This is a genomic window from Nonomuraea sp. B10E15, assembly GCF_039871615.1.
In the GTDB taxonomy this organism is placed as follows: domain Bacteria; phylum Actinomycetota; class Actinomycetes; order Streptosporangiales; family Streptosporangiaceae; genus Nonomuraea.
In genome coordinates this window covers 601526-627278 of the sequence record NZ_JBDPMB010000001.1, presented here as the reverse complement: position 1 = coordinate 627278, position 25753 = coordinate 601526, and the positions used below count along the sequence as shown (strand labels likewise).

The window sequence follows — 25753 nt, the reverse complement described above, 5'->3', positions numbered from 1 at the left end:
AGCGAGCCCGCGACGGCGAACCACCCCTCAGACGGCGGACACGACACCCCGCGCCAGGGCCCGGCCACCTCCTGCGAGGCGGCCGGGCCCTGGTCTCGGCGGAGGCACCGCGACCCCGCGCCACGACCTGCGCCGCAGCCGCCCACGGACGGTGCTCGCGTTCCCGCACGGGAGAAGCGAGGCGTCAGGCGAGCAGCCCCGCGACGGCCAGGGCGGGTTCGGGATGAGCCGCCAGGAGGGCGGTCACCTCGGGTGCCGCGCGCCCGCCACCCGAGCCGGGGTCGCGCCACTCACCCTCGCACCCGAGCAGCGCCGCCACCCCGTCGCAGGCCGCCGGATGCCCCATGAGCAGCTCCGCCACCGGCCCGGACGCCACGGGCGCGCCGGCGTCGGCGGGCTGGGGACGGGCCGACCACGGCGGCACCCAGGAGTCCACCGCAGGCAACGAGGCGGGGAACGTACGGCCGGCCTCCCGGACGAGCACCGGCACCAGCTCGGCCGCCCCGGCGCGCAGCGTGGTGATCAGCTTGGGCAGCCACGGCAGCAGCACGCTGTCGGGAAGCCGCCCGAACGCCTTGGAGATCACCTCGACCACGAATCCGGACAGCGCGGGAGCGGGCTCCATCGCCTGCACGAACCCCATGATGTACTGCGGGACCGACGGGATGACCAGCGGGTTGGCGAGCAGCTCGTCGCAACGAGCCCGCAGGTCGGCCATCGTGAGCAGCCCGAGCTGCGTGTGCGCCGCCCACAACAGCGCCACCTTGGCCGGAGCCTCCGGATGCGACTGCTGCACGGCCAGCTCCAGCTGCGCCCGGTCGCAGCCGAGCGCCAGCGCGAGGCTCTCCATCGTGAACAGGAAACCCAGCATGGCTCCCACCTGCCGCACGCCGGTGTCGTCGTCCACGAAGGCCGTCGGCAGCAGCGTGCAGTAGTGGGCGTAGCCGGCGGTCACGAACGCCCCGCACCAGGCCGGCAGCTCGGGCTCGTTGGCGCGGTAGTACGCGAGCAACCGCCGGATCCTGCGCAGCACCTCCGGCGCGTCGTCGACGCCGCGCTCGGCCGCGAGCAGCTCGACGGCGCGCGCCCCCAGCTCGTCGGCGAAGCGCCGGCTGCCGAGGAAGAGCACCGCGTCCTCGACCGCCGCCAGCGCGACGGCCGCGGTGGCCTTGGGGTCCCACACGGAGCGCCGCAGCCGCTGCTCCAGCACCTGCTCGATGGTGACGCCCTCGTAGCCGAGCTCGATGATGGAGCGCTGGTGCCTGCCGAACGCGAGGTCCCAGCTCTCCTGGATCGACCGCTCCCCCAACCCGCGCTCGCCCATGATGGGACGTACGGCGTCGTCAGGGAGGAGGTAGCGCAACATCCAGAGCAGGTCGGAGCAGGGCACCAGCCCGGGGTGGGCGTTGAGGTCGATCAGCGCGCGCTGGATCGTGCGCTTGTCCAGGTCGAGGCCGAGCGGCGCGAGCCGGTCATAGACGTTCCTGGCCAGCGGCGGCAGGGCGTCGTAGCCCACCTCCCCGACGCGGTCGCCGCCGAGCAGGATCTCGCACAGGCGGCGCACGTCGCGGCGGCCCGGCACGACGTCCTTCTCGATGCAGGTGACGGCCGCGTCCTGGAAGTCGTAGGGGGTGGGCCTGGCCCTGTTGCGCAGCCCGGCCAGCAGGATCGACGTCTCGAACACGGCGATGGCGTCGGCCGTGCTGGCCAGGTAGCCGTTGCGCCGGGCCAGCCGGACGATGTCGACGCACCAGCCGAGCAGCTCGGCCTCGTCGAGCGCGTCGAGGGCGGGCGGCCGGGACAGGAACCCCGTCAGCCGGTCGGCGGGCGCGACGCCGGCCTTCGGCGGCGGCAGCGTGACCCGAGCTCCGCGAGCTCCGCGAGCTCCGCGGGCTCCGGCGCGTTTGCGCGTGCCCTTCTGGCCCGCCAGCTGGAACGGGGTCAGCTTGGTGCGGGTGACCGCCTTCGCCCAGGTCGCCGCCGCGATCGACACCGACCCCGGCGCCAGCCCGAACTGCGCCTCGATGGCGGAGTGGCTGGAGGGGATGAGCCCGTACAACCATGTCGTGCCGGTGCGGGGGCTGATCTCGAACGTGGCCGTGGAGTCGAGGCCGAACTCCTCGACGCGGCTGGCGGCGTGGAAGGCGCCGCAGACGTAGAGGCAGTCGCCGGGGTCGGCGCCGCTGGCGGCCAGGTGCTCGCGCATGCGGGTCCACATGTAGCGCTCGCGGTCCTCGTCGACGGCCAGCCGGTCGCCGTCGGGGGTGAGCCGGCGGAACAGGCTGCCGATCAGCACCATGACCTGGCGGTAGGTGTCGTAGTCGGCCTCCGAGAGCGGCTGCTCGACATACTGATCCCACCACTCCGACCAGTGGCGCACCTTGCCGTGGTGCAGCAGGTGCTCCTCCAGCTCGGCGAAGCGCGGGCGCAGGTCGCCGATCTCGACGCCCACCGCGTCGCCGTGCAGGCCGGCCTCCTCCTTGCGCTCCTTGGCCTCCTCCTTCGGGGCCCACTGGAAGACGTGGTCGGTCGAGCGGTCGACCAGCACCAGCTCGACGCCGGGCGTTTCGAGGGCGTAGGCGATGGCCTGGTATTCGGCCGACGCCTCGGTGATCGGCGCCACCACGCTGAGCGGCGCCCACGACTTCGGGAAGCCGTCGAGGTCGGTCGCGAACGCCTGCACCGCCACCGGCAGCCGGCAGTTGCGCAGCTCGGTCAGCAGCGGCTGCAGGTCTTCGCACAGCTCCAGGTAGATGACCTTCGGCTGCTTCTCGCGCAGCCGCCGCACCATCGCCAGCGCGGACGCCGGCGAGTGGTGGCAGACCGGGAAGATCTCCAGCTTCTCGCGCAGCGCCCTGTCCACGTCGTCGACCAGCCCCGCCAGGATGCCGGACACGGCCACGGGGCTGTCGGCGAACGCCGCGGCGGCGTCGAGCAGCTGCTCGCGGAGCGAGCCGAACGTGCTCGTCTGGTCGATCATGAGAGCGTGGCGATGGCCTCGCGGCCGCCCTCGAGGAACTCCGGCCACTGCCCGCCGTCCTTCTTGCTGCGGGGCTCCACGACGCCGTGCCAGTATTTGTTCAGGATCGCCAGGTCTTCAGGGCTGCGCCGGGCCAGCGAACCGACCAGCGAGCCGGCGAGCGTCTGCGCGCGCAGCGTGCGGTCGCCGAAGAAGTGGCTGTGCAGGATGGCGTCCTCCAGCACGCCGATCTGCTCGGCCGTCGACAGCGCCGACTCCAGCTTCTCGTCGTCGCTGGTGGCCGAGGCCGCGGCGGAGCGCAGGTCGGCGAAGCTCTGCAGCAGGATGTCGAGCAGCGTGGGCGGCAGGTCCAGCTCGATCCGGTGGCGGCGCAGCAGCTCTTCCGTACGGAAGCGGACGATCTCCGCCTCGCTCTTCTTGTTGGTCACGACGGGGATGCGCACGAAGTTGAAGCGGCGCTTGAGCGCGGACGACAGGTCGTTGACGCCCCGGTCGCGGCTGTTGGCGGTGGCGATGATGGAGAACCCTGGCTGGGCGAAGACGATGTTGTCGTCGTCGAGCTCGGGGATGGAGACGTATTTCTCCGACAGGATCGAGATGAGCGCGTCCTGCACGTCGCTGGTGGAGCGGGTCAGCTCCTCGAAGCGGCCGATCACGCCCTGCTCCATCGCCGTCATGATCGGCGAAGGGATCATCGAGTCGCGGGACTGGCCCTTGGCGATGACCATGGACACGTTCCACGAGTATTTGATGTGGTCTTCCGTGGTGCCGGCGGTGCCCTGGACCACGAGCGTGGAGTTGCGGCAGATGGCCGCCGACAGCAGCTCGGCCAGCCAGCTCTTGCCCGTGCCCGGATCGCCGATCAGCAGCAGGCCCCGGTCGGAGGCCAGGGTCACGATGCTGCGCTCGACGAAGCTGCGGTCGCCGAACCACTTCTGCGCGATCTCCCGGTCGAGCCCGTCGGAGCGCTCGGAGCCGAGGATGAACAGCCGGATCATGCGCGGGCTGAGCCGCCACGAGAACGGCTTGGGGCCGTCGTCGACCGACTCCAGCCAGTCGAGCTCCTCGGCGTATTTCACCTCTGCGGGGGCGCGCAGCATATCGTCACTCATGCGGGGGTCTCCTAGGTGAGGAAGTTCTTGAGCTCGGACACGAGCTTGCGGATATGGCCCGAGAGCACCGGGGTGCCCAGGTCCTTGAGTTTCTGGCGGTACCACGGGTCGACGCTCTGGGAGCCGGAGCTGTTGACCGAGCCGACGGGGATGAACTTCACTCCCGAGCGGTGCACCGCCTCGAAGTCGGTGATCAGCGAACGGTTGTCGTAGAAGTCGGAGATCCACACCATCACGGTGTTGCGCGGATCGGAGATCTTCGGCCTGGCGACGGCCATCGCGGCCGTGCCGTCGGTGCCGCCGCCGAGCGTGGTGCGCAGCAGCACCTCGAACGGGTCGTGCACCCACGGGGTCAGGTCGAGCGCCCGGGTGTCGTAGGCCACGAGGTGCACGTCGACCTTGGGCAGGCCGGCGAAGATCGACGCCAGGATGGTGCAGTTGACCATCGCGTCCACCATCGACCCCGACTGGTCGACGACCACGATCATGCGGGCGGGGGTGGTGCGGCGCGCGGTCTGCTTGTAGTAGAGCCGGTCGACGTAGAGGCGTTCGTCCTCCGGGCTCCAGTTGGTGAGGTTTTTCCAGATGGTGCGCTCGACGTCGAGATTGCGGAAGACCCGCTTCGGCGGCACCGACCGGTCGATCTCGCCGACGCTGGCCTTCTCGACCTGGGTGCGCAGCACCTCGGCGACCTCGTCGACGAACCTGCGGATCAGCGCCTTGGCGTTGGCCAGCGCCACCCCTGACAGGTTGTGCTTGTCGTGCAGCAACTGCTCGATGAGCGACATGCTGGGCGTCAGCTGCTTGGACAGGACCGGGTCGGCCAGGACCTCGCGCAGGTGCATGCGCTTGACCAGGTCGCCCTCGATGCCGGCGAGCACCGCGGCCAGCTCTTCGTCGCCCACGCGGTGGCGCAGCCCGCCGGGCTCGCAGCCCATGCCCTTCTCGAACCAGCCCGCGTCGCTCTTCCAGCTCTCCAGCCGGCTCGCGGTGACGTTGCCCGTGCCGGTGGCGAAGACGTTGAGCAGCAGCTTGGAGACCAGGGCCGCGCGGCGGACCTCGGCGCCCTGCTCGTGCTCCTGCTCCGCCATCAGGTCCTGCAGCTCGTCGCCCAGGCTGGGGAAGCGCTGCACCAGGGTGTCGACCGACACCCCGGGGTCGAGCAGCGCGGGCGGCAGGCCGAGGTCCTCGACGATGGCCATGCTGGCCGTCTCGAGCGCCGGCTGCTCGTCGGGGCCGAACAGCCGGGACAGCAGGCGCCAGTAGAGCACCTGGCGCCGGGTCATGTCGGCGTCGTCCAGGATGTCGGTCATTTCCGCAGCAGCCGTCCCGCTCGTTCGCGCAGCACGGCGACCACGTCGCCGGCCCTGGCCTCGGCCTTGACCACCTTGGGGTCGGTGGGGCCCATGGCCCAGTCGCCGTTGTGCGCGGCGACCGGCTTCTTCTTCACCGTGGCCTGGACGGCCAGCGGTTGCAGCAGCCAGCGGCCGTCCCAGCGCATCAGCCCGATGCACGCCGAGGAGGCGGCCACCAGCTCGGGGGTGAGCGGGCCACCGCGCGGCAGGCGGTCGAGGTCGAGCGGCAGCGCGCGGCCTCCCCCCGCCGGCATCAGGCCGAAGGAACCGCTGTCGACGGAGTAGCCCTCCAGGAAGACCGGCTCGGCGATGCGCACGGGGTGGCGGTCGAGCGGCGGGACCGCCGGAGCGCTCGCCCCGGACAGCGCCACCCGCGCCGTCGTGAACGGGTCGGCGGGCTCGCCCGCGGCGGCCCGGTCGTCATGCCACACGAGATCGCCGCCCGGCGACAGCGGCATGTCCGTGATCTCCAGGCTGTGGTGACCGGCCAGCGCGCCCAGCAGCACCGGATGGCCGCCCATCAGCCGCCACACGGCCGGGCCGACGATCGTGTCGACCTTGGCGGCCGCCACGCTGGTGCGCACCAGCGTGGAAGGGCCGCCTCCCGCGGGCTCCAGGACGCCGTGCACCTGCGCCCGCACCACGGTCGCGTGCTCGTGCACGTCGGCGCCGAGGATCAGCAGCCGCCCCGACACCCGCTCGGCGCCGCCCTGCCACGGACCCCGCTGCGCCAGCAGCAGGCCGCGTGCCCACAGGTCGGCCCACCTGCGCGCGGGCAGGCGGTCCATCGTCGCGACCGGGCTCGACGCCCGCAGCTCCGCCGCCAGGCCGTCGAGCAGCACCGCGAGCCCGCGCAGCTCCGGCACGGCGAGCAGCGCCTCGATCGTCTGGTCGGCCGAGCCGGCGAGGTCGTGGTCGACGCCACGCCACCCGACGATGGCCAGCTCGCGCAACCAGACGCGGCAACCGTCGAGCAGATTGCCGGCTGCCGGCCCCCCACCGGCCGAACCGCCCGACGCCGCCTGACGGTCGGACGGATCGCCCGACGCGCCTTCACCATCGGGCAGACCGCCCGGCGCCGCCTGACCACCAGGCAGATCGCCCGGGGCGCCCTGGCCGTCCCGGGCCGGCTTCCAGGGGGTGCGGGATCTGCCCGAAGCCGTGTCGAGACGGCCTAGCAGGGCGTCGTGGACCGCGCCGGACAGTGCGGCGCGCCCGCCGGCCAGCGCCGCCAGGTGCTCGTCGCCGACCGATCCCGCAGCCACCTTGCCCGCCGCCTCGCGCACCCGCTCGCCGATCGGGCTGGCCGCCAGCGCGCCCGCCAGGGCGGCCAGCGCACCGGCCGCCTCCTCCCCGACCCTGGCGAACCCGAGTGCGAGCGCGTCGTCGAACCCCGCCACCAGGCCGAGCGCCTCGCCCGCCCCCTCGGGAGCGCCGGCGAGCACCTCTTCCAGCTGTACGTCCAGCATCAGCGCGCCGCTCCCGTCTCCGCCGCCGTCGAGGGGAACCAGTGCAGCTCGACCAGCGGGTCGGTGCTGTCGGGCACCTCGAGGTAGGCCAGATGGCGCAGGAACCTGCTGAACACCACGGCCGCCGGGGTGCGCTCGGGCTGCCCGTGGAGGCAGCTCATCAGCGCATCACCCTCCGGCACCTCGACCCGCAGGTAGCGGGCCACCCGGTCGGTGCCGTACTGCACGACCGCCTCGTCGGCCAGCATGCGGATGTGCTTGCAGGCGTGGCCGTGCAGCGCGCCGCACGGCCGGTTGTTGTTGGTGCTGCAGCTCAGCGCGTGGGTGCCGGCGGTGATCGAGGAGACGTAGACCCGCTCGATGTCGGATCCGCTCGACACGACCCCCTGCAGCCGCCCGTCGGCCAGCTCGACGAAGGGCACCTTCGCCAGTTTGCGCGGCGCGACAGGCGGCACCACACGCACCACGCTGCGCCGCTCCCACGCGGTTTCGTCCGCGTTCACGTCGTCCGGGTCCACGACCTCAGAACCTCCCGCCCCAGCCGGTGCGCGGGCGCGGGCGGGAGTGCCCACGCCGCCGCGAACGGCTGATCATGGTCCGGGAACTTACCCCACACGACCGACAGAACGGGGCCGAACGATCACAGGCTTCGATCCCGCGGCACACCCACGCGCGGGGCGGGTTGTCGATAATATTGCTGACCAGGATGGGTTCGTACGGCATCAGGAGGATCGCATGGCCCCAGGGTCCCCGCAGGAGGAGACGCTGACCGGCCGGGTCAGGGCGGCCGTGCTCAACGGGGACTTCGTGCCCAACCAGCGGCTCATCGAGGCCGACGTGTGCGACCAGTTCGGCGCCACCCGGGCCGCGGTGCGCGAGACCTTCAAAGAGCTGGCCGCCGAGGGCCTGGTCGAGATCCTCAAGAACAAGGGCGCCCGCGTGCGGGCGGTCTCCAAGGCGGAGGCCGTCGAGATCACCGAGGTGCGGATGGTGCTCGAGGGCCTGTCGGCCGCCAAGGCCGCGGAACGGGTCACCCCCGAGCAGGGTGCGCGGCTGCGGGAGATCGTCGCCGCGATGCGCGCGGCCGTGGAGTCCCACGACCTCGACCGCTATTCCGAGCTGAACGCGACCCTGCACGCCGAGATCCGCGAGATCGCCGGCCACCGCACCTCGGCGGTGATCATCGAACGGCTGGGCGCGCAGGTGGTGCGGCACAAGTTCCGTCTCGCCCGGCAGCCGGGGCGGGCCTCGGTGTCGCTGCCGCAGCACGAGCTGATCGTGGCGGCCATCGTCGCCGGCGACCCCGAGGCCGCCCAGACGGCGATGCAGCAACACCTGCGCAGCGTCGCCAAGGCCCTGGAGGCCTCCGACGCCTGACCGTGACGGCACCACCGAGGCGATCGTCATCGCACGCCACACGGTGATTGGCGATGAAAGTGTCGACAATCGGCCGGCCGGCTACGCCACGTGCTCCTTGATCGCCACGCTGGTCAGGGCGAACAGCAGGTCGAGGTCGGGCTCCGCGTCGACCTGCACGGCCACCCAGTCCCGATCGGGGCACGCCTGCACCTGGCCGCACTCGCGCAGGTAGGGGGCCAGCCGGTCGATCGCCGGCGCCGTCAGGCGCACCTGGACCTCGTCCGCGCCGGCCAGTCGCAGGATCTCGACCCCGTGTACGGTGAACCTGGGGCCGCGCCGGGTGTCGCTCACCGCCAGCGCCGGCCACGATCGGAATTCGGCCACCGCACGGACCACGTAGGGTCCGTGGCGTTGAGCGGTCCGCCGCCAGGCGGTGATCCCTGCCACGCCTCAATGCTGAGGCACGGTACACCTCCACGTCAGCGACCGTTCCGCAACCGTTATCTACCCTCCGGGTGAGATCGCACGGCGCGCACGACCGGCCCGGTGAGCCGCGCGGAATGCGCTCCGCATTCTGATGAGATTTCACCATCTGTGCGGCGCGTATTGACGCCCTCCCAGCCTGCGGTTACCGTCCATTTTATAAGGAAACTTTACTAATAGTTTCCTGTGGCATCCCATCCCGTACACCCCCCAACCGGATGTCGGAGCATCATGAGACACACCATCCTGCGCAAGGCCCTCGCCGGGCTGGCGGCGTTACTGCTGCCGCTCACCGTCCTCGTCGCCGCCCCCTCCTGGGCCGCCTCCTCCTCCGCCGGCGCCGCCGCCATGGCCGACTGGTCCGCGTGGACGGCCTACACGGCGGGCACGCGCGTCACCTACAACGGCGTCACGTACGAATGCGTCCAGAGCCACACCTCCCAGCCCGGCTGGGAGCCACCGAACGTCCCCGCACTGTGGAAGCCCGTCAGCGGCGGCGGGGGCGACACCAGCGCCCCGAGCGTCCCGGGCAACCTCCGCTCGACCGGCGTCACCGACCGCAGCGTCTCCCTCGCCTGGAACTCCTCCACCGACAACGTCGGCGTCACCGGCTACGAGGTCTACCGGGGCGGCACCCTGGTCGCCACGGTCACCGGCACCACCCACACCGACACCGGTCTCAGCCCCGAGACCCGCTACGCCTACACCGTCAGGGCCCGCGACGCCGCGGGCAACCGCTCGGCCGCCAGCGGCGCCGTCAACGCCACCACCGCCAAGGGTGACGACGGCGGCGACCCCGGCGGCCCGGGCGACGGCGGGAACAAGGTGCTCGGCTACTTCGTGCAGTGGGGCGTCTACCAGCGCGGATACCACGTCAAGAACATCGACACCAGCGGCTCGGCGGCCAAGCTGACGCACATCAACTACGCCTTCGGCAACGTGCAGAACGGCCAGTGCACGATCGGCGACAGCTACGCCGACTACGACCGCTTCTACCAGGCGAACGAGAGCGTGGACGGCGTCGCCGACACCTGGGACGCCGGCGCGCTGCGCGGCAGCTTCAACCAGCTGCGCAAGCTCAAGCAGAAGCACCCGCACCTGAAGGTGCTGTTCTCGTTCGGCGGCTGGACCTGGTCCGGCGGCTTCACCCAGGCCGCTCGGAACCCGGCCGCGTTCGCCGAGTCCTGCTACCGCCTGGTCGAGGACCCGCGCTGGGCGGACTTGTTCGACGGCATCGACATCGACTGGGAATATCCGAACGCCTGCGGCCTGTCCTGCGACAGCAGCGGCCCGGCCGCGTACAGGAACCTCATGCAGGCGCTGCGCGCCCGGTTCGGCTCCGGCAACCTGGTGACCTCCGCCATCACGGCCGACGGCACCAACGGCGGCAAGATCGACGCGGCCGACTACGCCGGCGCCGCGCAGTACGTCGACTGGTACAACGTCATGACCTACGACTATTTCGGCGCCTTCGCCCCGCAGGGCCCGACCGCCCCGCACTCCCCGCTCACCTCCTACAACGGCATTCCGACGCCCGGGTTCCACTCCGACGCCGCGATCCAGAAGCTCAAGTCCAAGGGCATCCCGGCGAGCAAGCTGCTGCTCGGCATCGGCTTCTACGGCCGCGGCTGGACCGGCGTCACGCAGGCCGCGCCGGGCGGCACCGCGAGCGGAGCGGCACCCGGCACGTACGAGGCGGGCATCGAGGACTACAAGGTGCTCAAGACCCGCTGCCCGGCCACGGGGACCGTCGCGGGCACCGCGTACGCCCACTGCGGCAACCAGTGGTGGAGCTACGACACGCCGGCCACGATCGGCGGCAAGATGAGCTACTCGAAGAACCAGGGCCTCGGCGGCGCGTTCTTCTGGGAGCTCAGCGGCGACACCTCCAACGCCGAGCTGCTCACGGCCATGCGGAACGGCCTGGGCTGACCTGACCGTCGAGGGCCGGCCCTGCCATGGGCCGGCCCTCCCGGGTTCAGCCCAGCCCGCGCACCTGCTCGGCCGTCAGCGAGACGGCCGAGGCGGCGAGGTTCTCCTCCAGGTGGGCGACCGTCGACGTGCCGGGGATCGGCATCGTCACCGGGGAGCGGGCCAGCAGCCAGGCCAGGCTGACCTGCGCGGGCGTGGCGCCGACGGCCTGGGCGACGTGGTCCACCGGGCCGCCGGGCTCCGCCAGCCGGCCCTTGGCGATGGGGCTGTAGGGGATGAACCCGATGCCCTCCTTCTCGCAGTGCTCCAGCACCCCCTCGGAGACCCTGAGGGTGAGGTTGTAGCGGTTCTGCACGGTGGCGATCTCGACGACGCGCCGCGCCCGCTCCAGCTCCTCGACGCTCACCTCGGACAGGCCGATGCTGCCGATCTTGCCTTCGTCCCGCAGCGCCCCGAGCTCGCCCACCTGGTCCTCCAGCGGCACGTCCGGGTCGATGCGGTGCAGCTGGAGCAGGTCGATGCGGTCCAGCCCGAGCCTGCGCAGGCTCATCTCGACCTCCTGCCGCAGGTACGCGGGCCGCCCCACGGCCTCCCACTGGCCCGGCCGCGGCCGGACGAACCCGGCCTTGGTGGCGATCAGCAGCCGCTCGGGGTACGGGTGCAGCGCCTCCCGGATGAGCTCCTCGTTGACGTACGGCCCGTAGGAGTCGGCGGTGTCGATGAGCTCGACGCCCAGATCGACGGCCCTGCGCAACACCCGGACGGCCTCGTCGTGGTCGCGCGGCGGCCCCCACACTCCCGGACCCGTCAGGCTCATGGCGCCGAAGCCGAGCCGGCGGACGGCCTTGCCGCCGATGGTGAACGTGCCGGGCGAATAGGACATCAGGACCCCCTAGGTGCGACGTTCCAAGTCCGTGATTCAACGGATACCAGGCCCATCTTCCTATGACCCGGATTGATGCATACGTTTCGGGCTACGCGCGCGCATTCCACCTCACCTTCGAGGAGCAACCATGCGTTCTGGTTTACGCAAGAGCGTGCTCGGCGCGATCACCGCCGCCGCCGTGGCCCTGTCTCCCCTCGCCCTCCCCGGCACGGCCGCCGCCCATCCCGGCAACGGGCACGGGCATGGGCACGGGGATTCCGTACGCAAGCTGGTCAAGGCCGTCTCCGGCAAGAACGTCAAGAAGCACCTGCGGGCGTTCCAGGCCATCGCCGGGGCCAATGACGGCACCCGCGTCTCCGGCACCCGCGGCTTCGACGCCTCCCGCGACTACGTCGCCGGCAAGCTGCGCCGCGCCGGCTACCAGGTGACGATCCAGCCTTTCGCGTTCACCTTCGAGGGGTACGTCACGCCGCCCCTGTTCCAGCGGACCGGCCAGGAGCCGAAGACGTACACGTACGGGTTCTTCGCGGACTACGTGGCCATGGGCGACTCGCCCGCGGGCGAGGTCAGCGGCACGATCCAGCCCGTCGACCTGACGCTGCCTCCGGGTGAGGCCAACACGTCGACCTCGGGGTGCGAGGCGAGCGACTTCGAGGGGTTCGTCGCCGGCCGCATCGCGCTCATGCAGCGCGGAACCTGCAACTTCCGCGTCAAGGTGGACAACGCCATGGCCGCGGGAGCCGCCGGAGCCGTCGTGTTCAACGAGGGCCAGGAGGGCCGTACGGAGATCGACCTGAACCCGGTGCTCGGCGGGCCAGGCGTCACGATCCCGTCGTTCTTCACCAGCTTCGCGGTCGGCGCGGAACTGGCCGCCACGGCGGGCACCACGGTCACGATGAACTGGAACCCGGTCGTCGAGACCAGGACCACCTACAACGTGATCGCCCAGAGCAGGAAGGGCGACCCTCGCGACGTCGTCATGCTCGGCGCCCACCTCGACAGCGTCCAGGAGGGGCCGGGCATCAACGACAACGGCTCGGGCAGCGCGGGGATCCTGGAGGTGGCGCTCCAGATGGCCAAGACCAAGCCGAAGAACCAGATGCGCTTCGCCTTCTGGGGCGCGGAGGAGTTCGGGCTGCTCGGCTCGGCCCACTACGTCGCCTCGCTGACGGAGGAGGAGCGGGCCAGGATCGCCCTCTACCTCAACTTCGACATGATCGCCTCGCCGAACTACACCTACGGCATCTACGACGGCGACGGCGACGCGTTCGGCACCGCCGGTCCTCCCGGGTCGGCGGAGATCGAGGAGGACTTCGAACAGTTCTTCGCCCGGCGCGGGCTGCCGTTCACGGCCACGGCGTTCACCGGACGCTCCGACTACGGGCCGTTCATCGCGGCCGGCATCCCGGCGGGCGGCCTGTTCACCGGGGCCGAGGTGCTCAAGACCGAGGAGGAGGCCGCCGTCTTCGGCGGCACGGCCGGCGTTCCGCTCGACCCGTGCTACCACAGCGCGTGCGACGACATCCGGAACATCAACGACAGGGCGCTCGACGTGAACTCCGACGCGATCGCCACCCTGGCGGGCACGTACGCGTACGACACCGGCGGCATCGGCGACGCCCCGCCGGCACCGCGGACCGGGGCGCGCGGCGCCACCGGCCACGGGCACCGGCCCGCCGACTCGCCCAGCTGACACCACCGTCGGGACCGGCCCGGCCGGTCCCGCCACCCGAAGGACCGTCAGGGGCGGGGCTGGTGGCCGAAACGGGCAGGCTTGGGGCCGTGGAGGCGGACGGCGGGGTCGGTCATGCCCTGGTGGGGCCCGGTCAGCTCGGCGGCCGGCTCGATGACCGGCTCCGCCTCCCCCGCCGCCACGATCCGCCGTGCCAGCCGCTGCCGCAACCCCGCGGCGACCTCCGCGTGCGACGCGCGTCCCGCCAGGTTGACCAGCTCGTGCGGGTCGTTGCCCAGGTCGTACAGGGCCTGCTCGCGGTAGCGGGCGGCGGCCGGGACGTCCCAGGGGTCGGCGTCCTCGGCGACGGCGTAGTACTTCCAGCGCGACGTACGAATGCCGCGCCCCACCTCCGACTCGCTCACCTGGAAGAACACCTCCTCGGGCCACGGCGTGCGCGGATCGCGCACCAGCGGCAGGAACGAGCGGCCCTGCATGGACGCGGGCACCGGCAGCCCGGCGGCCTCCAGCAGCGTCGGCGGCAGGTCGACGGTGCTGACGGGACGGGAGATCGCCCCGCCCCCGTCGAAGCCCGGCCCGCGCAGCGCGAGCGGCACCCGCAGCGACGCGTCGTGGCAGGAACGTTTGTACTCGCCGTTGCGGGTCTTGAAGTGGTTGCCGTGGTCGGAGGTGTACGCCACGATCGTGTTGTCCAGCAGGTCCATGCTGCGCAGCGCGTCGAGCAGCCGGCCGAGCCCTTCGTCCAGGCGCTTGACCTGGCCGAGATAGCCGCCCATGTGCTGGTGGGCCGTGCCGCCGAGCGCGGCCAGGTCCTGCGGCATCCAGCGGCCCTGATAGCGCTCCTCGTAGCCGTCGGGGGCGGGATAGTTGTCCACCTCGTTCTGGTGGTGCGGCTCCAGGAACGACAGGAACAGGTAGAACGGCTCGTCGTGGTGGTCGGCGGCGAAGCGCACGGCCGCGTCCACGAGGGCGTCCGAGCGGTAGCCGGGCAGCAGGACCGGCTCGTTCGCCTCGTCGTACATGATCGTGCGGTAGGCGTCGGAGGTGTGCTCCAGCGCGTTCGCCGCCAGCCACGACCGGTAGCCGCCGCGCTCCTCCTCCGGCACCGGCTCGCTGCCGGACAGGTGCCATTTGCCGATGTAGCCGGTGGCGTAGCCGGCCTCGCCGAAGTGGTGCGCCAGCGTGCGCTCCCCGGCCGGCAGGACGCGGCCGTTGCGGTAGACGCCCGTCGTGGTCGGGTAGCGCCCCGTCTGCAACGCCGAACGGGCGGGCGCGCACACGGGCTGCGGGGTGAGCGCGACCGTGGCCTGCGTACCGTGCCTGGCCATTCTGTCGAGGTTGGGGGTGAAGGGTCCGACGGTGTCCCACCGCTGCTGGTCGGTGAAGACGACGATCACATTCGGGGGCACATTCGGGGGCACATTCGGGGGCACATTCGGGGGCACATTCGGGGCCACGTTCGGGCGCAAAAGGAACTCTCCTAACGGACTGACTATTTGATGCCGGTCAGCGCGATGCCACGCACGAAGTATCGCTGCGTGAAGATGAACAGGACGGCGGTGGGCACGAAGAGGATCACCGAGCCCGCGGCCGTGAGATGCCACAACGTGAAGTACTCCTGGTTGAACAGGGTGAGCCCGACCGGGATGGTACGCATCTCGGGCGTCGTCGTGGCCACCAGCGGCCAGAGGAACTCGTTCCACTGGAAGACGAACGTGAACAGCCCGAGCACGGCCAGCGCGGGCCGCGTCTGCGGCAGGATGACGCTCCGGTAGATCCGCAGCTCGGAGGCGCCGTCGATGCGCGCCGCGCTGATCAGGTCGTCGGGGATGGGCTGGATGAACTGCCGCATGAGGAAGATCCCGAAGGCGTCCATCAGGAACGGCGTGATCAACCCCTGGTACGTGTCGAGCCACCCCATGGTGGCCATCAGCACGTACAACGGGATCATCCGCACGAAGAACGGCACCATGAGCGTGGCCAGCAGCGCCACGAACAGCGTGTTGCGCAGGGGGAAGCGGAACTTGGCGAAGACGTACCCGACGAGCGGGTCGAACAGCAGGTGCGCGAGCGTGATCGCGCCCGCCACGACGAGGCTGTTGATGATGAAGTTGCCGAACGGCGCGCGGGTGAACAGCTCCGCGTAGTTGCCCCACTGGGGGGAGTCCGGCACGATGACCGCGTTCGCCGACAGCGTCTCCGCCTCGGTCTGCAACGACAGCGACACCATGTACAGCAGCGGCACCACGGTCGCGAGCGCGGCCAGCCCGAGCAGGATGTAGAGCAGCGGCTTGCGCATCAGTACGTGACCTCCCCGCGCCGCCCGGCCCGCAGTTGCACCAGCGTGAACGCCACGATGACGACGAGCAGCAGCACCGACTGCGCCGAGGAGTAGCCGAAGTCCCTGGCGCGGAAGGCGACGTTGAAGATGTGGAAGACGGACAGGTCGGTGGCGTCGCCAGGACCTCCGTTGGTGATGATGTACGCCTGCCCGAACGCCTGCAGCCCCGAGATGACCGCCATCACCGAGACGAACAACGTCGTCGGCGCGAGCAGCGGCAGGGTGATCCGCCAGAAGCGGCGCCACGCGTCCGCCCCGTCGATCTTCGCGGCCTCGTGGTAGGTCTCCGGAATGCCCTGCAGCCCGGCCAGGAACAACACCATCGTGTAGCCGACGCTCTGCCAGAGCGTGACGGCGGCGATCGTGAGCAGCGGTGAGGTGTTGAGCCACGTCTGCTCGGGCAGCCCGGCCGCGCCCAGCACCCGGTTGAGCACCCCGAGCTCGGGGTCGAGGATGTTGCGCCACAGCAGCCCGACGATCGCCACCGAGGTCAGGTACGGCACCAGCAGCAGCACCCGGAACACCACCCGGCCCCTGAGCGGCTGGTCGAGCGCCAGCGCCAGCCCGAGCCCGAGCACGATCGAGCCGGCCACCACGATCACCGAGAAGATCACCGTGACGAGGAACGAGTGCCGCACCGCCGGGTCGGCCAGGGCCTGCGTGTAGTTGCCCAGCCCGGCCCACTGGTCGGCCTGCGGCCCCGTGCGCAGGCTGGTGGCCATCACGTTGCCGATCGGCAGGTAGAAGAAGGCCGCGAAGAACAGGATCGCCGGGATCAGGAACAGGTAGGCGGTCCTGGCGTAGCGGCCGGAGAGGGTGCGTGGCCGCAACATCGTCATCGCAGGAAGCCCTCCGCGGCCTCGGCGAACGCGCGCAGGGCGTCGGCGGCCGGCTCGTTCTGGATGATGACCTGCTGGTAGACGACCTTGAGCTGCTCGTCCCACTTGCCGAGCTGGCCGGTCAGCCGCACCTGCTGGGTGGAGTCCCGGGCGGTCGGCAGGGCATCGGCGAACACCTTGATGGCGGCGTCCTGCTGCACCTCGGGCAGCTTGGCCCAGGAGACGCGCGGCATCAGCATGCCGGTCTCCTTCGTGGCGGCCTGCTCGACCTCGAGCGCGGTGATGCGCTTGATGAAGTCCCACGACAGGTCGGGCCTGGTGGCCTTGGCGGGCACCAGCATGCTGGTGCCCGCCGCCTGGGTGACCTGCTCCTTGTTCTTCAGCGGCGGCGCGACGCCGAGGTCGATGTCGGCGCTGGTCTTCCTGATCGGTTCGAGGTCCCAGGGCCCGGTGAGGATCATCGCGGCGCGCTTGGCGGAGAACAACTTCTGCGGGCCGGAGTAGTCGGTGCTGGACACCGGCACCGGGGCCACCTTGTGCTTGTGGATCAGGTCGGCCTGGAACTGCAGGGCGGCGATCGCGTCCTCGATCGGCGTCATGACCTTGCCGGTCTCCGGGTCGAAGGGGGTGACGCCGGCCTGCATCATCCACGGCCAGATGTAGCCGTGGTCCTGGTTGAGCGCGACACCGTGCACGCCGTCCTTGGTCAGCTTCTTCGCCGCGGCGAGGAACTCCTCCCAGGTGGTCGGCGCCTCCACCCCGGCCTCGCTGAGCATGCCCTTGTTGTAGAGCAGCGTGTTGCAGGTCAGGTGGAGCTGCACGCCGTACACCTTGCCCTGGTAGGAGTTGCGCTCGACGGCGACCGGCTGCCAGTCGGAGGGGAAGCCCATCGCCTCGCCGTCGCGGTCGACGTAGTCCTGCAGCGAGCGGGCGTTGCCGGAGATGGCGAACTCCTGCACCCACCCGCCGGGCTCCTCGACCACGTCGGGCACCGTGCCGGAGGCGAAGTCGGCCAGCAGCCTCGTGCGCAGGTCGGGCCACTGGTATTTCTGCAGGTTGACCTTGACCTTGTTGGCCTGCTCGAACTCGGCGATCACCTTGCGGTAGGCCTGGTAGTCGTGGCCGGCGTTCCAGTAGACGGTGAAGGTGCCGGGGGCGGCGGTCTGCGCGGGCGGCGCTCCCGCGCAGGACGACAGCACCGGCACCGCGGCGGCGGCGGCCAGGCGGAGCAGGTCGCGGCGGGTCATGTGGGGGGCGTGGGAAGACATCTCGGATTCCCTTCTAGGAGGAGCCCCGCCGCAGGAAGGTCCAGGAGCGGACGATCTCGCGGGCGGGCGGCGGCTCCTCGGCCTGGAGGCGGTCGAAGAGCAGGCGTGCGACGTCGGTGTAGTCGTGGCGGAGCGGGCCGACGGTGCTGAGCTGCGGATTGCTGATGAGACCCTCGTCGATGTTGCCGACGCCGACGACGGCCACGTCGTCGGGCACGCGCAGCCCGGCGTCCCTGGCGGCCCAGATCACGCTGATCGCGGCCCGGTCGGAGGCGGCGAAGATCGCGTCGGGGCGGTCGGGGGAGCTCAGGAGCTCGGCGGCCGTCTGGTAGGCCGAGACGCGGTCGTCCGCGCCGGAGGTGACGATCCGCTGGTCGACACCGTGTCGTTCGAGGGCGGTGGTGTAGCCGAGCAGCCGTCCCGCGGGTCTGTCGCGGTAGAGCTCGAAGCGGTGCGCCATGAACGCGATGCGCCGCCTGCCCTCCGCCAGCAGGTGCTCGACCGCCTGCGCGCACGCCTCGGTCTCGGGGGTGCGGACGACGTCGCAGCCCTCGAGCCCGCTCTCGTTGCTCAGCACCACCATCGGCAGGCCGGTGGCGGCGAGCCCGGTGAGCAGGTCGTGGGTGAAGTGGTCGCCGACGACGTTGACCAGCGCGCCGTCGGCGATGCCGCCGCGCAGCACGTCGACGGCCGCGGTCGCGCGCGCCTGCGAGTAGACCGTGAGCGTGACCACGGAATAGCCGCGGGCGTCGGCCATCTCGTGCAGGTCGGTGGCCAGCCGCTCGTCGCTGGGAACGCCGCCGAGCGAGCTCAGCACCAGGCAGACGCGCTGCGTGCGGCGCTTGCGCAGGCTCCTGGCGGCCTGGTTGGGGGTGTAGCCGAGCTGCCGGGCGGCCTCGAGCACCCGCTTCCTCGTCTCGGCGGCCACGGGGCGGTCCCGGCCGCTGAGCACGTAGGAGACGGTCGCCACGGACACGTTCGCCAGCTCGGCCACCTGTCGTGCGGTGGGTCTCATGTTAGTCGAATAACCTAGCATTTCCGACTGGAATAAGGGGAATCTTTCTGGGCAAACATCGCGATCACGGCTGGAGTCGAGGGAGCTGCACGCCTCGGCGTCTCAGGCGTGTGAATCGATTAACACCATAGTTTTCACCACCCCGCCCGATCAATAGGCGGGCGCGCCCGGAGTTCCAGCCCTCTGCCCGATCCCCAGCGTGGCGAAAGGCGTTTTCTGTCACTCTCCGTTACCTTTCCAGGTGAACGGGGGAGGATCTGTGGAGAACCGAGCAATTGGGCGAGTATCACGCCGGACGTTCGTTACCGGCACGTTCGCGGCTCTGGGGTTGGGCGCGGCCCTGGAGGCGCCGGCGGCCGGCGTCGCGGCGCGGCCGCGCGGGACGGTGCTGCGGGCCGGGCCAGCCAAGGTGAGGCTGGGCAAGCGCACCGTCTCCACCTGGGCCTACAACGGCCTGCTCCCCGGCCCGCTCGTCAGGGCCACAGCCGGCGAGACGGTCGCCGTCCGGCTGGTCAACGACCTGCCCGCGCCCACCACCGTGCACTGGCACGGCATCAGGATCGACTTCCCCATGGACGGCGCACCCGGCTTCTCCCAGGACCCCACCCGGCCCGGCGGCACCTTCGACTACGTCTTCCGGGTGCCCGACCCCGGCACGTACTTCTACCACTCGCACGTCGGCACCCAGCTCGACCGCGGGCTGTACGGCCCGCTGGTCGTGGCCGACCCGCACGAGCCGCTCCGGTACGACGAAGAGTTCACGATCGTGCTCGACGACTGGCTCGACGGCATCGACGGCACCCCCGACGACGCCCTGCGCCGGCTGAACTCCTCCACCGAGCACGACGACACGCTGCGCAGCGAGGCGCTGGGCGGCGTGGCCGCGGAGATGCGCCACCCGCTCTACCTGATCAACGGCCGCCCGCCGGCCGCCCCCAAGACGCTCGCCGGCTCTCCCGGGCGGCGCGTCAGGTTCCGGGTCGTCAACGCGGCCGCCGACACCGCCTTCCGGGTCGCGCTCGGCGAGCACCGCATGACCGTCACCCACGCCGACGGATTCCCGTGCTCGCCCGTCACCGTGGACACGTTCGTCATCGGCATGGGCGAGCGGTACGACTTCGTCGTCACGCTCAAATCGGGCGCGTTCCCGCTGGTGGCGCAGGCCGAGGGCAAGGGCGGGCGGGCGTACGCGGTGGTGCGGACCTCGCGCGGGGCCGACACGCCGCCGCCGCGGGTCAAGGTGCCGGAGCTCAAACGACGGATGCTGAAATATCAGGACATGGACGCGCGGCCCACCGACCACCTCCCCCTCCCGACCAGAGCCGTCGCCGTGACACTCGGCATGCGCGAGTCGGGCAACGAGTGGACGCTCAACGACCGGCTCGCGAGCGACCCGCTGCGGCTGCGCGTCGAAACGGGCGAGACCCTCAGGATCGTCCTGGACAACCAGTCGCCCATGTGGCACCCGATGCACCTGCACGGCCACACCTTCCAGCTGCGCGCCCGCGGGCGGTCAGGGCCGCGCAAGGACACCGTGAACATCAAGCCGCGCGAGCGCCTGCACATCGACGTGCACGCCGACAACCCCGGCGAGTGGATGTTCCACTGCCACAACCTGTACCACCAGGAGCAGGGCATGATGGGCGCCATCGGCTACGGCCAGGCCCCGCCGCTGCGCCCCGGCATGATCCACGGCGGACACTCCTCCGGCGAGGAGAGCCACTCTCCTGGCAGGAAGGGCCGCCAGGGCGGCCGCTGACGCGCGCCGGCACTGCCATGTGGCACATCACCGTGATCACTCTTGCGACCCGGCACCGGGCTACGCGAGGATCGCCGGACTGGATCCCCGCCCTGCATGACGACACGGAGAGGCTTGTCGTGCGCGCTTCAGAGAACATCGAGCAGTTCGGTTACCGGCAGGAGTTACGCCGCGGGGTCGGGTTGACCGACCTCGTGTCCTACGGCCTGGCCTTCATGGTGCCGATCGCACCCTTCGCGATCTTCGGCCTGGTCTATGCCCGCTCCGGCGGCATGCCGGTACTGGCGTACCTCGTCGGGATGATCGCGCTCCTCTTCACCGCCGCCTCGTACGCGCAGATGGTCAAGGCGTTCCCCCTGTCGGGCTCCGTCTACAACTACGCCGGTCGCGGCATCGCCCCGCCGGTCGGGTTCATGACCGGATGGATGGTCCTGCTCGACTACATCCTCGTGCCCTGCCTGCTCTATCTGGTGGCCTCGCTCGCCATGAACGACCTCGTGCCGGACGTCCCCGTCTGGGCCTGGCTGATCGTCTTCGTGGCCGTGAACACCGGGATCAACCTGCGCGGCATCCGCATGACGGTCAGGCTCACCCGCCTGATGATCGGCTTCGAGCTGCTCGTCCTGGGGCTGTTCCTCGCCGTGGGCCTCTGGGCGCTGCTCCAGGGCAAGGGCCACGGGTTCAGCCTCTCACCGCTGTTCAACCTACAGACCTTCTCGTGGCCGGTGATGTTCGCCGCGGTCTCCGTGGCGGTTCTGTCGTTCATCGGCTTCGACGGCATCAGCATGCTCGTCGAGGAGTCCACCGGCGGCTCGGCCCAGGTGGGCAGGGCGATGCGGGTGGCGCTGCTGCTCGCCGGTCTGCTCTTCGTCACCCAGGTCTGGGTCGCCTCCCTGCTGGTGCCCGACCCCGGCGGGCTGCTGGTCGAGGACAGCGGCACCGCGTTCTACGCCGCCGCCGCCGTGGCGGGCGGCGCATGGCTCAAGGACGTCACCCTGACGGCCACCGCGCTCTCCTGGGGCGTGGCCAACACCATGGTCGCCCAGGTCGCGGTGTCGCGCCTGCTCTACGCGATGGCGCGCGACCGGCAGCTCCCGTCGTTCCTCGCCAAGGTGTCGGTCAGGCACTCGGTTCCGGCCAACGCCATCGTCTTCGTCTCCCTGCTGTCCGTGGGCATCGGCCTGTGGATGTCCAGCCGCTCCGACGGCGTCGACCTCCTCACCAGCCTGATCAACATGGGCGCCATGGCCGCCTTCATCGTCCTGCACGTGTCGGTGATCGTGCACTACGCGCTGCGCCGCGGCTCCGACAAGCTGTGGTCGCACCTCGTCGCGCCGCTGATCGGCATGGGCATCCTGGTCTTCGTGGTGATCAACGCCAACGTCCTCGCCCAGGTGGTGGGCCTCGCCTGGCTGGGCGCCGGCGTCGTGGCACTGGCCGTCCTCTATGCCCTGGGCCGCCGGCCGGCCCTGGACGGCATGCCCTCCCAGGCTGGACGGGAGCCGACGAGGACCTCCGCTCCATGAGCGCGCTGCCCCTCCACCAGGACCTCTACCTCATCGCCCACGACCAGTCGGGCAGGCCCCTGATCCATCAGTCGTCGATGTCGCTCGGGCTGGCCGGCGCCGTGCTGCTCGACCTCGCGCTCGGCGGGCGCGTCGCCGTCGCCAAGGGCCATGCCGCCGCCACCCGGCGCGCTCCCACCGGCGACGCGATCGCCGACGGCCTGGTATCCCTCCTCCTGCGCCACCACGCCGGCAGGGAGCTCAGGTATCTGCTCAAGAAGACGGCGGACGGCATCCACGACCGCACCCGGGAGGCGCTGCTCGCCTCGGGCGTGCTGGTCCAGGTGAGCGGGCGCCGGCTGGGCGTGCTGCCGTACACGCGCTACGAGCCCGCCGACATCGCCTCGATCGTGCGGGCCTCCGCCGGGGCGCGCTCGGCGGTCGAGGGCTGGAAACAGCCGGACGCACGGTGCGCCGCGCTGTGCGGGCTGGTGGCCGTGCTGCGGGTCGAGCAGGAGCTCTATCTGGACCAGCCGGGCGCCCGGCTGGTCGCCCGCCTGCGCGAGATCGCCCGCGAGAGCTCCCCCGTGGTCGGCGAGGTGGTCACGGTGGTCGACGCGCTCGTCGGCGAGGCCGCCGTCGCCGTCTACCGCTGACCGGCCTCAGGGGAAGAGGGCGCGGAGTTGCGAGACCACCTCGACGACGGGCGCCACCTCTGCGGCGCGGACCGAGAGCCGGCTGAGCGCGTCGAGGATGCGCGACCGGTCAGGCTCGGTCTCCGCCAGCTCCTGCCGGATGTCACCCGCGTCCCTGCGCGCCCGCGCCGGCTCGGCGAGGTCGGCCTCGTGCGCCGCGAGCAGGCGCTCCAGCCGTTCCAGGAGCGCTCCCGCCTCGCCGCCCGCCGGATCGCCGCCGTTGACGACGACCGCGCGGGCGTGGACGCCCATCGCGATCGGCCCGCTGATCCGGCCGTCGCCGCTGACGTGCACGCCGTATTCGTCGCCCATGGGATCTCCTCGCTCGTCACGCGCCCGGCCGGGCACTGGTGTGGACGGTCGCCGACGCGTGCCGGCCGAAGGCGATGGGGCCGCTGACCGAGCCGCCCGCGCCCACGGACACGGTGTTCATGGTCACGCTGGCCGCCTGCAACCGGTAGGCCCCCGTGTCGACCTCGTGATCCTCCAGGAAGTCGAGGACGGCCTCGGTGAGCCGCTGCTCGATCATCCGGGTGTATTTCGCGACGTCGAGCACCTGGATGTAGGTCTGCAGGTCTTCGCTCGCCCCGAGCTCGCGGACGCTGAAGCGGGCGCCGTAGGGATAGACGATGTGTTTGTGCGGGTCGGGCGTCATCAGGCTCTGGCGCACGGCCTGCACCGCGGTGCGGGCGACCCGCGCGGGGGCGGCCAGCACGTCGCGCAGCAGCCGGAGCTTGAACATCTTGACCCCCTCCCACGCGATCCGCACGCCGGTCATCGTCGGCAGCTGGTCGACCACGTGGTAGGCGCCGAGGGCCGGCGGCAGAACGGTGACGACGAACTGGGTGTAGAGCATCCGCCCCTCGACCGCGAGGTAGATGAAGGCGGACGTCAGCGCCTCCTGGTCTTCCGCCGGGGCGACGAGGTTGCCGCTGGGGTCGCGGATCTCCTGGCCGTCGTTGTTGATGGTGAGCCGCTGGTAGTAGCGCACGCCGCCCTGGGGGTGGCGGATGATGGCCTCGATCTCCTCGGGCGTGACCTCGCATTTCGGCAGGCCGTGCTGGCCGATCATGGGATGCGCCGTCCTGGTGCGGTCACCGTGCCAGTCGCTGACCGTGAAGATGCCCCTGGTCACCACGTGGTCGCCGATGTCGAGGCGCTGGATGCCCTCGTTGGGCCGCAGGACGCGGTCGCGCATGTCCTTGAGGCGCTCGCGGACGAACGCGTGCAGCTCCACCGGGTCGATGTCGACGGGGTCGTTGCGCCGCCTGCTCACGTGGTCGTGGCGGACGCGGTCGAGCTCGACGGCGATCGACCAGCTGCGCTCGATGGACCCGGCGCCCATGAACGCGTCCTCGTTGGCGTACATCGTCACGTTGCCCCACTGGGCCCTGCGGATGTAGTCGAGGCGGCGGGCCGTCTTGGGGTGGGTGACCCCGGTGACCGGCTCGGGCGTGCCCGGCCTGAGCGTGCCGGCGAGCGTGAGGTAGATCGCCACGCGGTAGACCACGACGATGGCGAGCGTGGCGGCCGGGATGAACAGGATCTCGACCAGCGTGCTCCCGCCTCCGCCGGATGAGGACTCCGGCTCGTACGCGCTGGAGTAGGTCGAGCCGGAACCGGTCAGGTCGTCCAGCATCGGGGCCAGGCCGTACATGAAGGGCCACAGGACGACGAGCGCCCCCGTGAGCAGGATCGTCACGCGCACGCGCAGCGGCGCTCGGCGGACGCCGTCGACGGTGAGCAGGACGAAGGGGACGAGGACGAGCATCCACATGATCGTGGTGAACGGGGTGAGCAGCAGGCCGGCGGCGAACAGCAGGGTGATCATCCCGTCGCGGACGGTGAGGATCGCGCGGGCGCGGCGGCAGTGGTGGAGCACCGGCATGAGGTCGAACCCGCCGTAGGAGGGCGGGATCGCACGATAGGGGTCGAACAGCAACTCGTCGAGCACCCGGTCGCGGAAGCCGTTGTCGAGGTAGGCGGCGGCGCAGAGATAGCGCGTGGCGTTGCTGACGGGCGGCGGGCCCGATGACGAATCCGCGGTGCGCCGGAATTGCGCGGACGAGCTGTCTACTGCCATGTGTTCCGCCCTTCCTTTTACGTTCGGAACCGACCCTAGGGGAGCTTGTTCAAATAGTCTCGGCGTCAGCAAAGCGCGCGCAAAAAGGTGTAGGACAAATGCAGCATTTCGCCGGAATTGATGAAATATGCGGGAGGACGCGTTGACCCACGACCCCGGCTCCAGCTGCCTGTGCGGACGATGCGGGTCTGACGTCGGCGGCCTGCTCCAGTGCCCGCGCTGCCGGGCCCGGCTCTCCTCCCCCGCTACACCCTCGCCGGGCACGCACCGCCCCGGGCCTTACCGTCCGCGGCGGCGCGCACCGCTCTGGCGTCGGATGCCCCTGCTCACCGGCCTGGCCGCCGTGAGCCTGGTGGCCGCCGTGAGCTGGTGGGCCGTCGCCGGCCGCGCCCCGGCGCCCGCCGGGACCGCCGGCGCGGGACAGGCCGGGGCGTCCGAGCCCGCGGGGGACGCGCTCCCGCCGGCCGCCGGCGAGACTCCCTCCGCCTGGCCGCCGGCCGACCCCACCCCCTCGCCGGGCGCGGCGGCGGAGCAGCAGGCCGGAGCCCTGAACGACCTGCTGTCCAGCAGCAGCTCCGCACGTACCAGCCTCTCCGAGGCGATCGAGCGCGCGCGGAGGTGCGAGCGGCGCGGGCGCGACACCATCCAGGACATCACCGACCGCCGGCGCGGGCAGCTCACCGACGCCCGCGCGCTGGATGTGACGGCGCTCGAGGGCGGCACGGAGCTCAAGGACGCCCTCGTCGACGCGCTCAGCGCCTCGTACGAAGCCGACGCGGCGTTCCTCGCCTGGGCGCGGCGGCAGAGCGGCGGAAATTGTACGGGCTCCACCGCCGGCGACCGCGACTTCCGCCGCGGCATCGACAGATCCGAAGACGCACAGGCGGCGAAAGTCCGCTTTTCCGAAATGTGGCGCTCAATAGCGACGAAATACGATTTGACCGCCTGGAAGCCGGACCACATCTGACGTATCGATATT

Annotated in this window: 21 protein-coding genes; 7 read left to right on the top strand and 14 right to left on the bottom strand. The window is 71.0% G+C overall.

Annotated elements, in window-relative coordinates; translation table 11 throughout:
* Positions 1 to 184: 184 nt before the first annotated feature.
* From ABGB14_RS02925 to ABGB14_RS02905, 5 genes are read right to left on the bottom strand one after another with little or no spacing between them, the layout of a single operon-like run.
* On the bottom strand, positions 185 to 2980 hold the full coding sequence (locus tag ABGB14_RS02925; RefSeq protein WP_347641932.1) for a DUF5682 family protein: 2796 nt from the start codon (positions 2978 to 2980) through the stop codon (positions 185 to 187).
* Positions 2977 to 4092 (bottom strand): AAA family ATPase, encoded by a 1116-nt coding sequence (locus ABGB14_RS02920; protein WP_132641624.1) that lies wholly within the window; start codon positions 4090 to 4092, stop codon positions 2977 to 2979. Before ABGB14_RS02920 ends, ABGB14_RS02925 begins: the two co-directional genes overlap by 4 nt.
* Positions 4093 to 4103: 11 nt before the next feature.
* Complete coding sequence (locus ABGB14_RS02915) at positions 4104 to 5405, bottom strand: VWA domain-containing protein (protein ID WP_347641931.1); 1302 nt, start codon at positions 5403 to 5405, stop codon at positions 4104 to 4106.
* On the bottom strand, positions 5402 to 6916 hold the full coding sequence (locus ABGB14_RS02910) for a hypothetical protein (RefSeq protein ID WP_347641930.1): 1515 nt from the start codon (positions 6914 to 6916) through the stop codon (positions 5402 to 5404). The genes ABGB14_RS02915 and ABGB14_RS02910 overlap by 4 nt, the downstream gene beginning before the upstream one ends.
* A complete protein-coding gene (locus tag ABGB14_RS02905; protein ID WP_347641929.1) occupies positions 6916 to 7434 on the bottom strand; it encodes a hypothetical protein in 519 nt (172 codons plus the stop codon). The genes ABGB14_RS02910 and ABGB14_RS02905 overlap by 1 nt, the downstream gene beginning before the upstream one ends.
* A 217-nt stretch (positions 7435 to 7651) precedes the next feature.
* Here ABGB14_RS02905 and ABGB14_RS02900 point away from each other — a divergent pair, with 217 nt between their 5' ends.
* Complete coding sequence (locus ABGB14_RS02900) at positions 7652 to 8293, top strand: GntR family transcriptional regulator (protein WP_347641928.1); 642 nt, start codon at positions 7652 to 7654, stop codon at positions 8291 to 8293.
* 81 nt (positions 8294 to 8374) lie between these two features.
* Here ABGB14_RS02900 and ABGB14_RS02895 read toward each other — a convergent pair whose 3' ends face one another.
* Positions 8375 to 8722 carry a luciferase family protein gene (locus ABGB14_RS02895; protein WP_347641927.1) on the bottom strand — a complete coding sequence of 116 codons (348 nt, stop codon included), beginning with the start codon at positions 8720 to 8722 and terminating at the stop codon, positions 8375 to 8377.
* A gap of 267 nt (positions 8723 to 8989) precedes the next feature.
* Here ABGB14_RS02895 and ABGB14_RS02890 point away from each other — a divergent pair, with 267 nt between their 5' ends.
* Positions 8990 to 10690: a glycosyl hydrolase family 18 protein gene (locus ABGB14_RS02890; RefSeq protein ID WP_347641926.1), complete on the top strand. Its 1701-nt coding sequence runs from the start codon at positions 8990 to 8992 to the stop codon at positions 10688 to 10690.
* Between the two features lie 46 nt (positions 10691 to 10736).
* Here the strand turns inward: ABGB14_RS02890 and ABGB14_RS02885 are convergent, their stop codons facing one another.
* A complete protein-coding gene (locus tag ABGB14_RS02885) occupies positions 10737 to 11573 on the bottom strand; it encodes an aldo/keto reductase (RefSeq protein ID WP_347641925.1) in 837 nt (278 codons plus the stop codon).
* A gap of 130 nt (positions 11574 to 11703) precedes the next feature.
* On the opposite strand from ABGB14_RS02885, the gene ABGB14_RS02880 reads away from it, so the two are divergent.
* Positions 11704 to 13269 carry a M28 family metallopeptidase gene (locus ABGB14_RS02880; RefSeq protein WP_347641924.1) on the top strand — a complete coding sequence of 522 codons (1566 nt, stop codon included), beginning with the start codon at positions 11704 to 11706 and terminating at the stop codon, positions 13267 to 13269.
* Positions 13270 to 13316: 47 nt separating this feature from the next.
* Here the strand turns inward: ABGB14_RS02880 and ABGB14_RS02875 are convergent, their stop codons facing one another.
* The 5 genes from ABGB14_RS02875 to ABGB14_RS02855 all read right to left on the bottom strand — a co-directional run bounded on the left by ABGB14_RS02875 (position 13317) and on the right by ABGB14_RS02855 (position 18732).
* Positions 13317 to 14678 carry a sulfatase-like hydrolase/transferase gene (locus ABGB14_RS02875; RefSeq protein ID WP_347641923.1) on the bottom strand — a complete coding sequence of 454 codons (1362 nt, stop codon included), beginning with the start codon at positions 14676 to 14678 and terminating at the stop codon, positions 13317 to 13319.
* An 83-nt stretch (positions 14679 to 14761) separates the two neighbouring features.
* Positions 14762 to 15568 carry a carbohydrate ABC transporter permease gene (locus ABGB14_RS02870; protein ID WP_347641922.1) on the bottom strand — a complete coding sequence of 269 codons (807 nt, stop codon included), beginning with the start codon at positions 15566 to 15568 and terminating at the stop codon, positions 14762 to 14764.
* Positions 15568 to 16449, bottom strand: coding sequence for a sugar ABC transporter permease (locus ABGB14_RS02865; protein ID WP_347641921.1), 882 nt, complete (start codon positions 16447 to 16449; stop codon positions 15568 to 15570). Before ABGB14_RS02865 ends, ABGB14_RS02870 begins: the two co-directional genes overlap by 1 nt.
* On the bottom strand, positions 16446 to 17717 hold the full coding sequence (locus tag ABGB14_RS02860) for a sugar ABC transporter substrate-binding protein (protein WP_347641920.1): 1272 nt from the start codon (positions 17715 to 17717) through the stop codon (positions 16446 to 16448). Before ABGB14_RS02860 ends, ABGB14_RS02865 begins: the two co-directional genes overlap by 4 nt.
* A 13-nt stretch (positions 17718 to 17730) precedes the next feature.
* Complete coding sequence (locus ABGB14_RS02855) at positions 17731 to 18732, bottom strand: LacI family DNA-binding transcriptional regulator (RefSeq protein ID WP_347641919.1); 1002 nt, start codon at positions 18730 to 18732, stop codon at positions 17731 to 17733.
* Between the two features lie 328 nt (positions 18733 to 19060).
* On the opposite strand from ABGB14_RS02855, the gene ABGB14_RS02850 reads away from it, so the two are divergent.
* The 3 genes from ABGB14_RS02850 (at position 19061) to ABGB14_RS02840 (ending at position 22652) form a co-directional block, all read left to right on the top strand.
* A complete protein-coding gene (locus ABGB14_RS02850; protein WP_347641918.1) occupies positions 19061 to 20491 on the top strand; it encodes a multicopper oxidase family protein in 1431 nt (476 codons plus the stop codon).
* Between the two features lie 119 nt (positions 20492 to 20610).
* Positions 20611 to 22017 (top strand): APC family permease, encoded by a 1407-nt coding sequence (locus ABGB14_RS02845; protein WP_347641917.1) that lies wholly within the window; start codon positions 20611 to 20613, stop codon positions 22015 to 22017.
* Positions 22014 to 22652, top strand: coding sequence for a GPP34 family phosphoprotein (locus ABGB14_RS02840; RefSeq protein WP_347641916.1), 639 nt, complete (start codon positions 22014 to 22016; stop codon positions 22650 to 22652). The genes ABGB14_RS02845 and ABGB14_RS02840 overlap by 4 nt, the downstream gene beginning before the upstream one ends.
* A gap of 6 nt (positions 22653 to 22658) precedes the next feature.
* Here ABGB14_RS02840 and ABGB14_RS02835 read toward each other — a convergent pair whose 3' ends face one another.
* Entirely contained in the window at positions 22659 to 23003 is a 345-nt protein-coding gene (locus tag ABGB14_RS02835) for a hypothetical protein (protein ID WP_347641915.1), read from the bottom strand.
* Between the two features lie 16 nt (positions 23004 to 23019).
* Positions 23020 to 24774, bottom strand: coding sequence for a hypothetical protein (locus ABGB14_RS02830; RefSeq protein ID WP_347641914.1), 1755 nt, complete (start codon positions 24772 to 24774; stop codon positions 23020 to 23022).
* Positions 24775 to 25090: 316 nt separating this feature from the next.
* Between ABGB14_RS02830 and ABGB14_RS02825 the strand changes: the two genes are divergently transcribed.
* Positions 25091 to 25741, top strand: coding sequence for a hypothetical protein (locus ABGB14_RS02825; RefSeq protein WP_347641913.1), 651 nt, complete (start codon positions 25091 to 25093; stop codon positions 25739 to 25741).
* The last annotated feature ends 12 nt before the right edge of the window (positions 25742 to 25753 follow it).

What these genes read in the sequence shown, in the direction of transcription:
- ABGB14_RS02925 (WP_347641932.1), bottom strand. Translation starts at nt 2,980, where the DNA reads ATGATCGACCAGACGAGCACGTTCGGCTCGCTCCGCGAGCAGCTGCTC.
- ABGB14_RS02920 (WP_132641624.1), bottom strand. Translation starts at nt 4,092, where the DNA reads ATGAGTGACGATATGCTGCGCGCCCCCGCAGAGGTGAAATACGCCGAG.
- ABGB14_RS02915 (WP_347641931.1), bottom strand. Translation starts at nt 5,405, where the DNA reads ATGACCGACATCCTGGACGACGCCGACATGACCCGGCGCCAGGTGCTC.
- ABGB14_RS02910 (WP_347641930.1), bottom strand. Translation starts at nt 6,916, where the DNA reads ATGCTGGACGTACAGCTGGAAGAGGTGCTCGCCGGCGCTCCCGAGGGG.
- ABGB14_RS02900 (WP_347641928.1), top strand. Translation starts at nt 7,652, where the DNA reads ATGGCCCCAGGGTCCCCGCAGGAGGAGACGCTGACCGGCCGGGTCAGG.
- ABGB14_RS02890 (WP_347641926.1), top strand. Translation starts at nt 8,990, where the DNA reads ATGAGACACACCATCCTGCGCAAGGCCCTCGCCGGGCTGGCGGCGTTA.
- ABGB14_RS02885 (WP_347641925.1), bottom strand. Translation starts at nt 11,573, where the DNA reads ATGTCCTATTCGCCCGGCACGTTCACCATCGGCGGCAAGGCCGTCCGC.
- ABGB14_RS02880 (WP_347641924.1), top strand. Translation starts at nt 11,704, where the DNA reads ATGCGTTCTGGTTTACGCAAGAGCGTGCTCGGCGCGATCACCGCCGCC.
- ABGB14_RS02870 (WP_347641922.1), bottom strand. Translation starts at nt 15,568, where the DNA reads ATGCGCAAGCCGCTGCTCTACATCCTGCTCGGGCTGGCCGCGCTCGCG.
- ABGB14_RS02865 (WP_347641921.1), bottom strand. Translation starts at nt 16,449, where the DNA reads ATGACGATGTTGCGGCCACGCACCCTCTCCGGCCGCTACGCCAGGACC.
- ABGB14_RS02860 (WP_347641920.1), bottom strand. Translation starts at nt 17,717, where the DNA reads ATGTCTTCCCACGCCCCCCACATGACCCGCCGCGACCTGCTCCGCCTG.
- ABGB14_RS02855 (WP_347641919.1), bottom strand. Translation starts at nt 18,732, where the DNA reads ATGAGACCCACCGCACGACAGGTGGCCGAGCTGGCGAACGTGTCCGTG.
- ABGB14_RS02840 (WP_347641916.1), top strand. Translation starts at nt 22,014, where the DNA reads ATGAGCGCGCTGCCCCTCCACCAGGACCTCTACCTCATCGCCCACGAC.
- ABGB14_RS02835 (WP_347641915.1), bottom strand. Translation starts at nt 23,003, where the DNA reads ATGGGCGACGAATACGGCGTGCACGTCAGCGGCGACGGCCGGATCAGC.
- ABGB14_RS02830 (WP_347641914.1), bottom strand. Translation starts at nt 24,774, where the DNA reads ATGGCAGTAGACAGCTCGTCCGCGCAATTCCGGCGCACCGCGGATTCG.
- ABGB14_RS02825 (WP_347641913.1), top strand. Translation starts at nt 25,091, where the DNA reads ATGCCCCTGCTCACCGGCCTGGCCGCCGTGAGCCTGGTGGCCGCCGTG.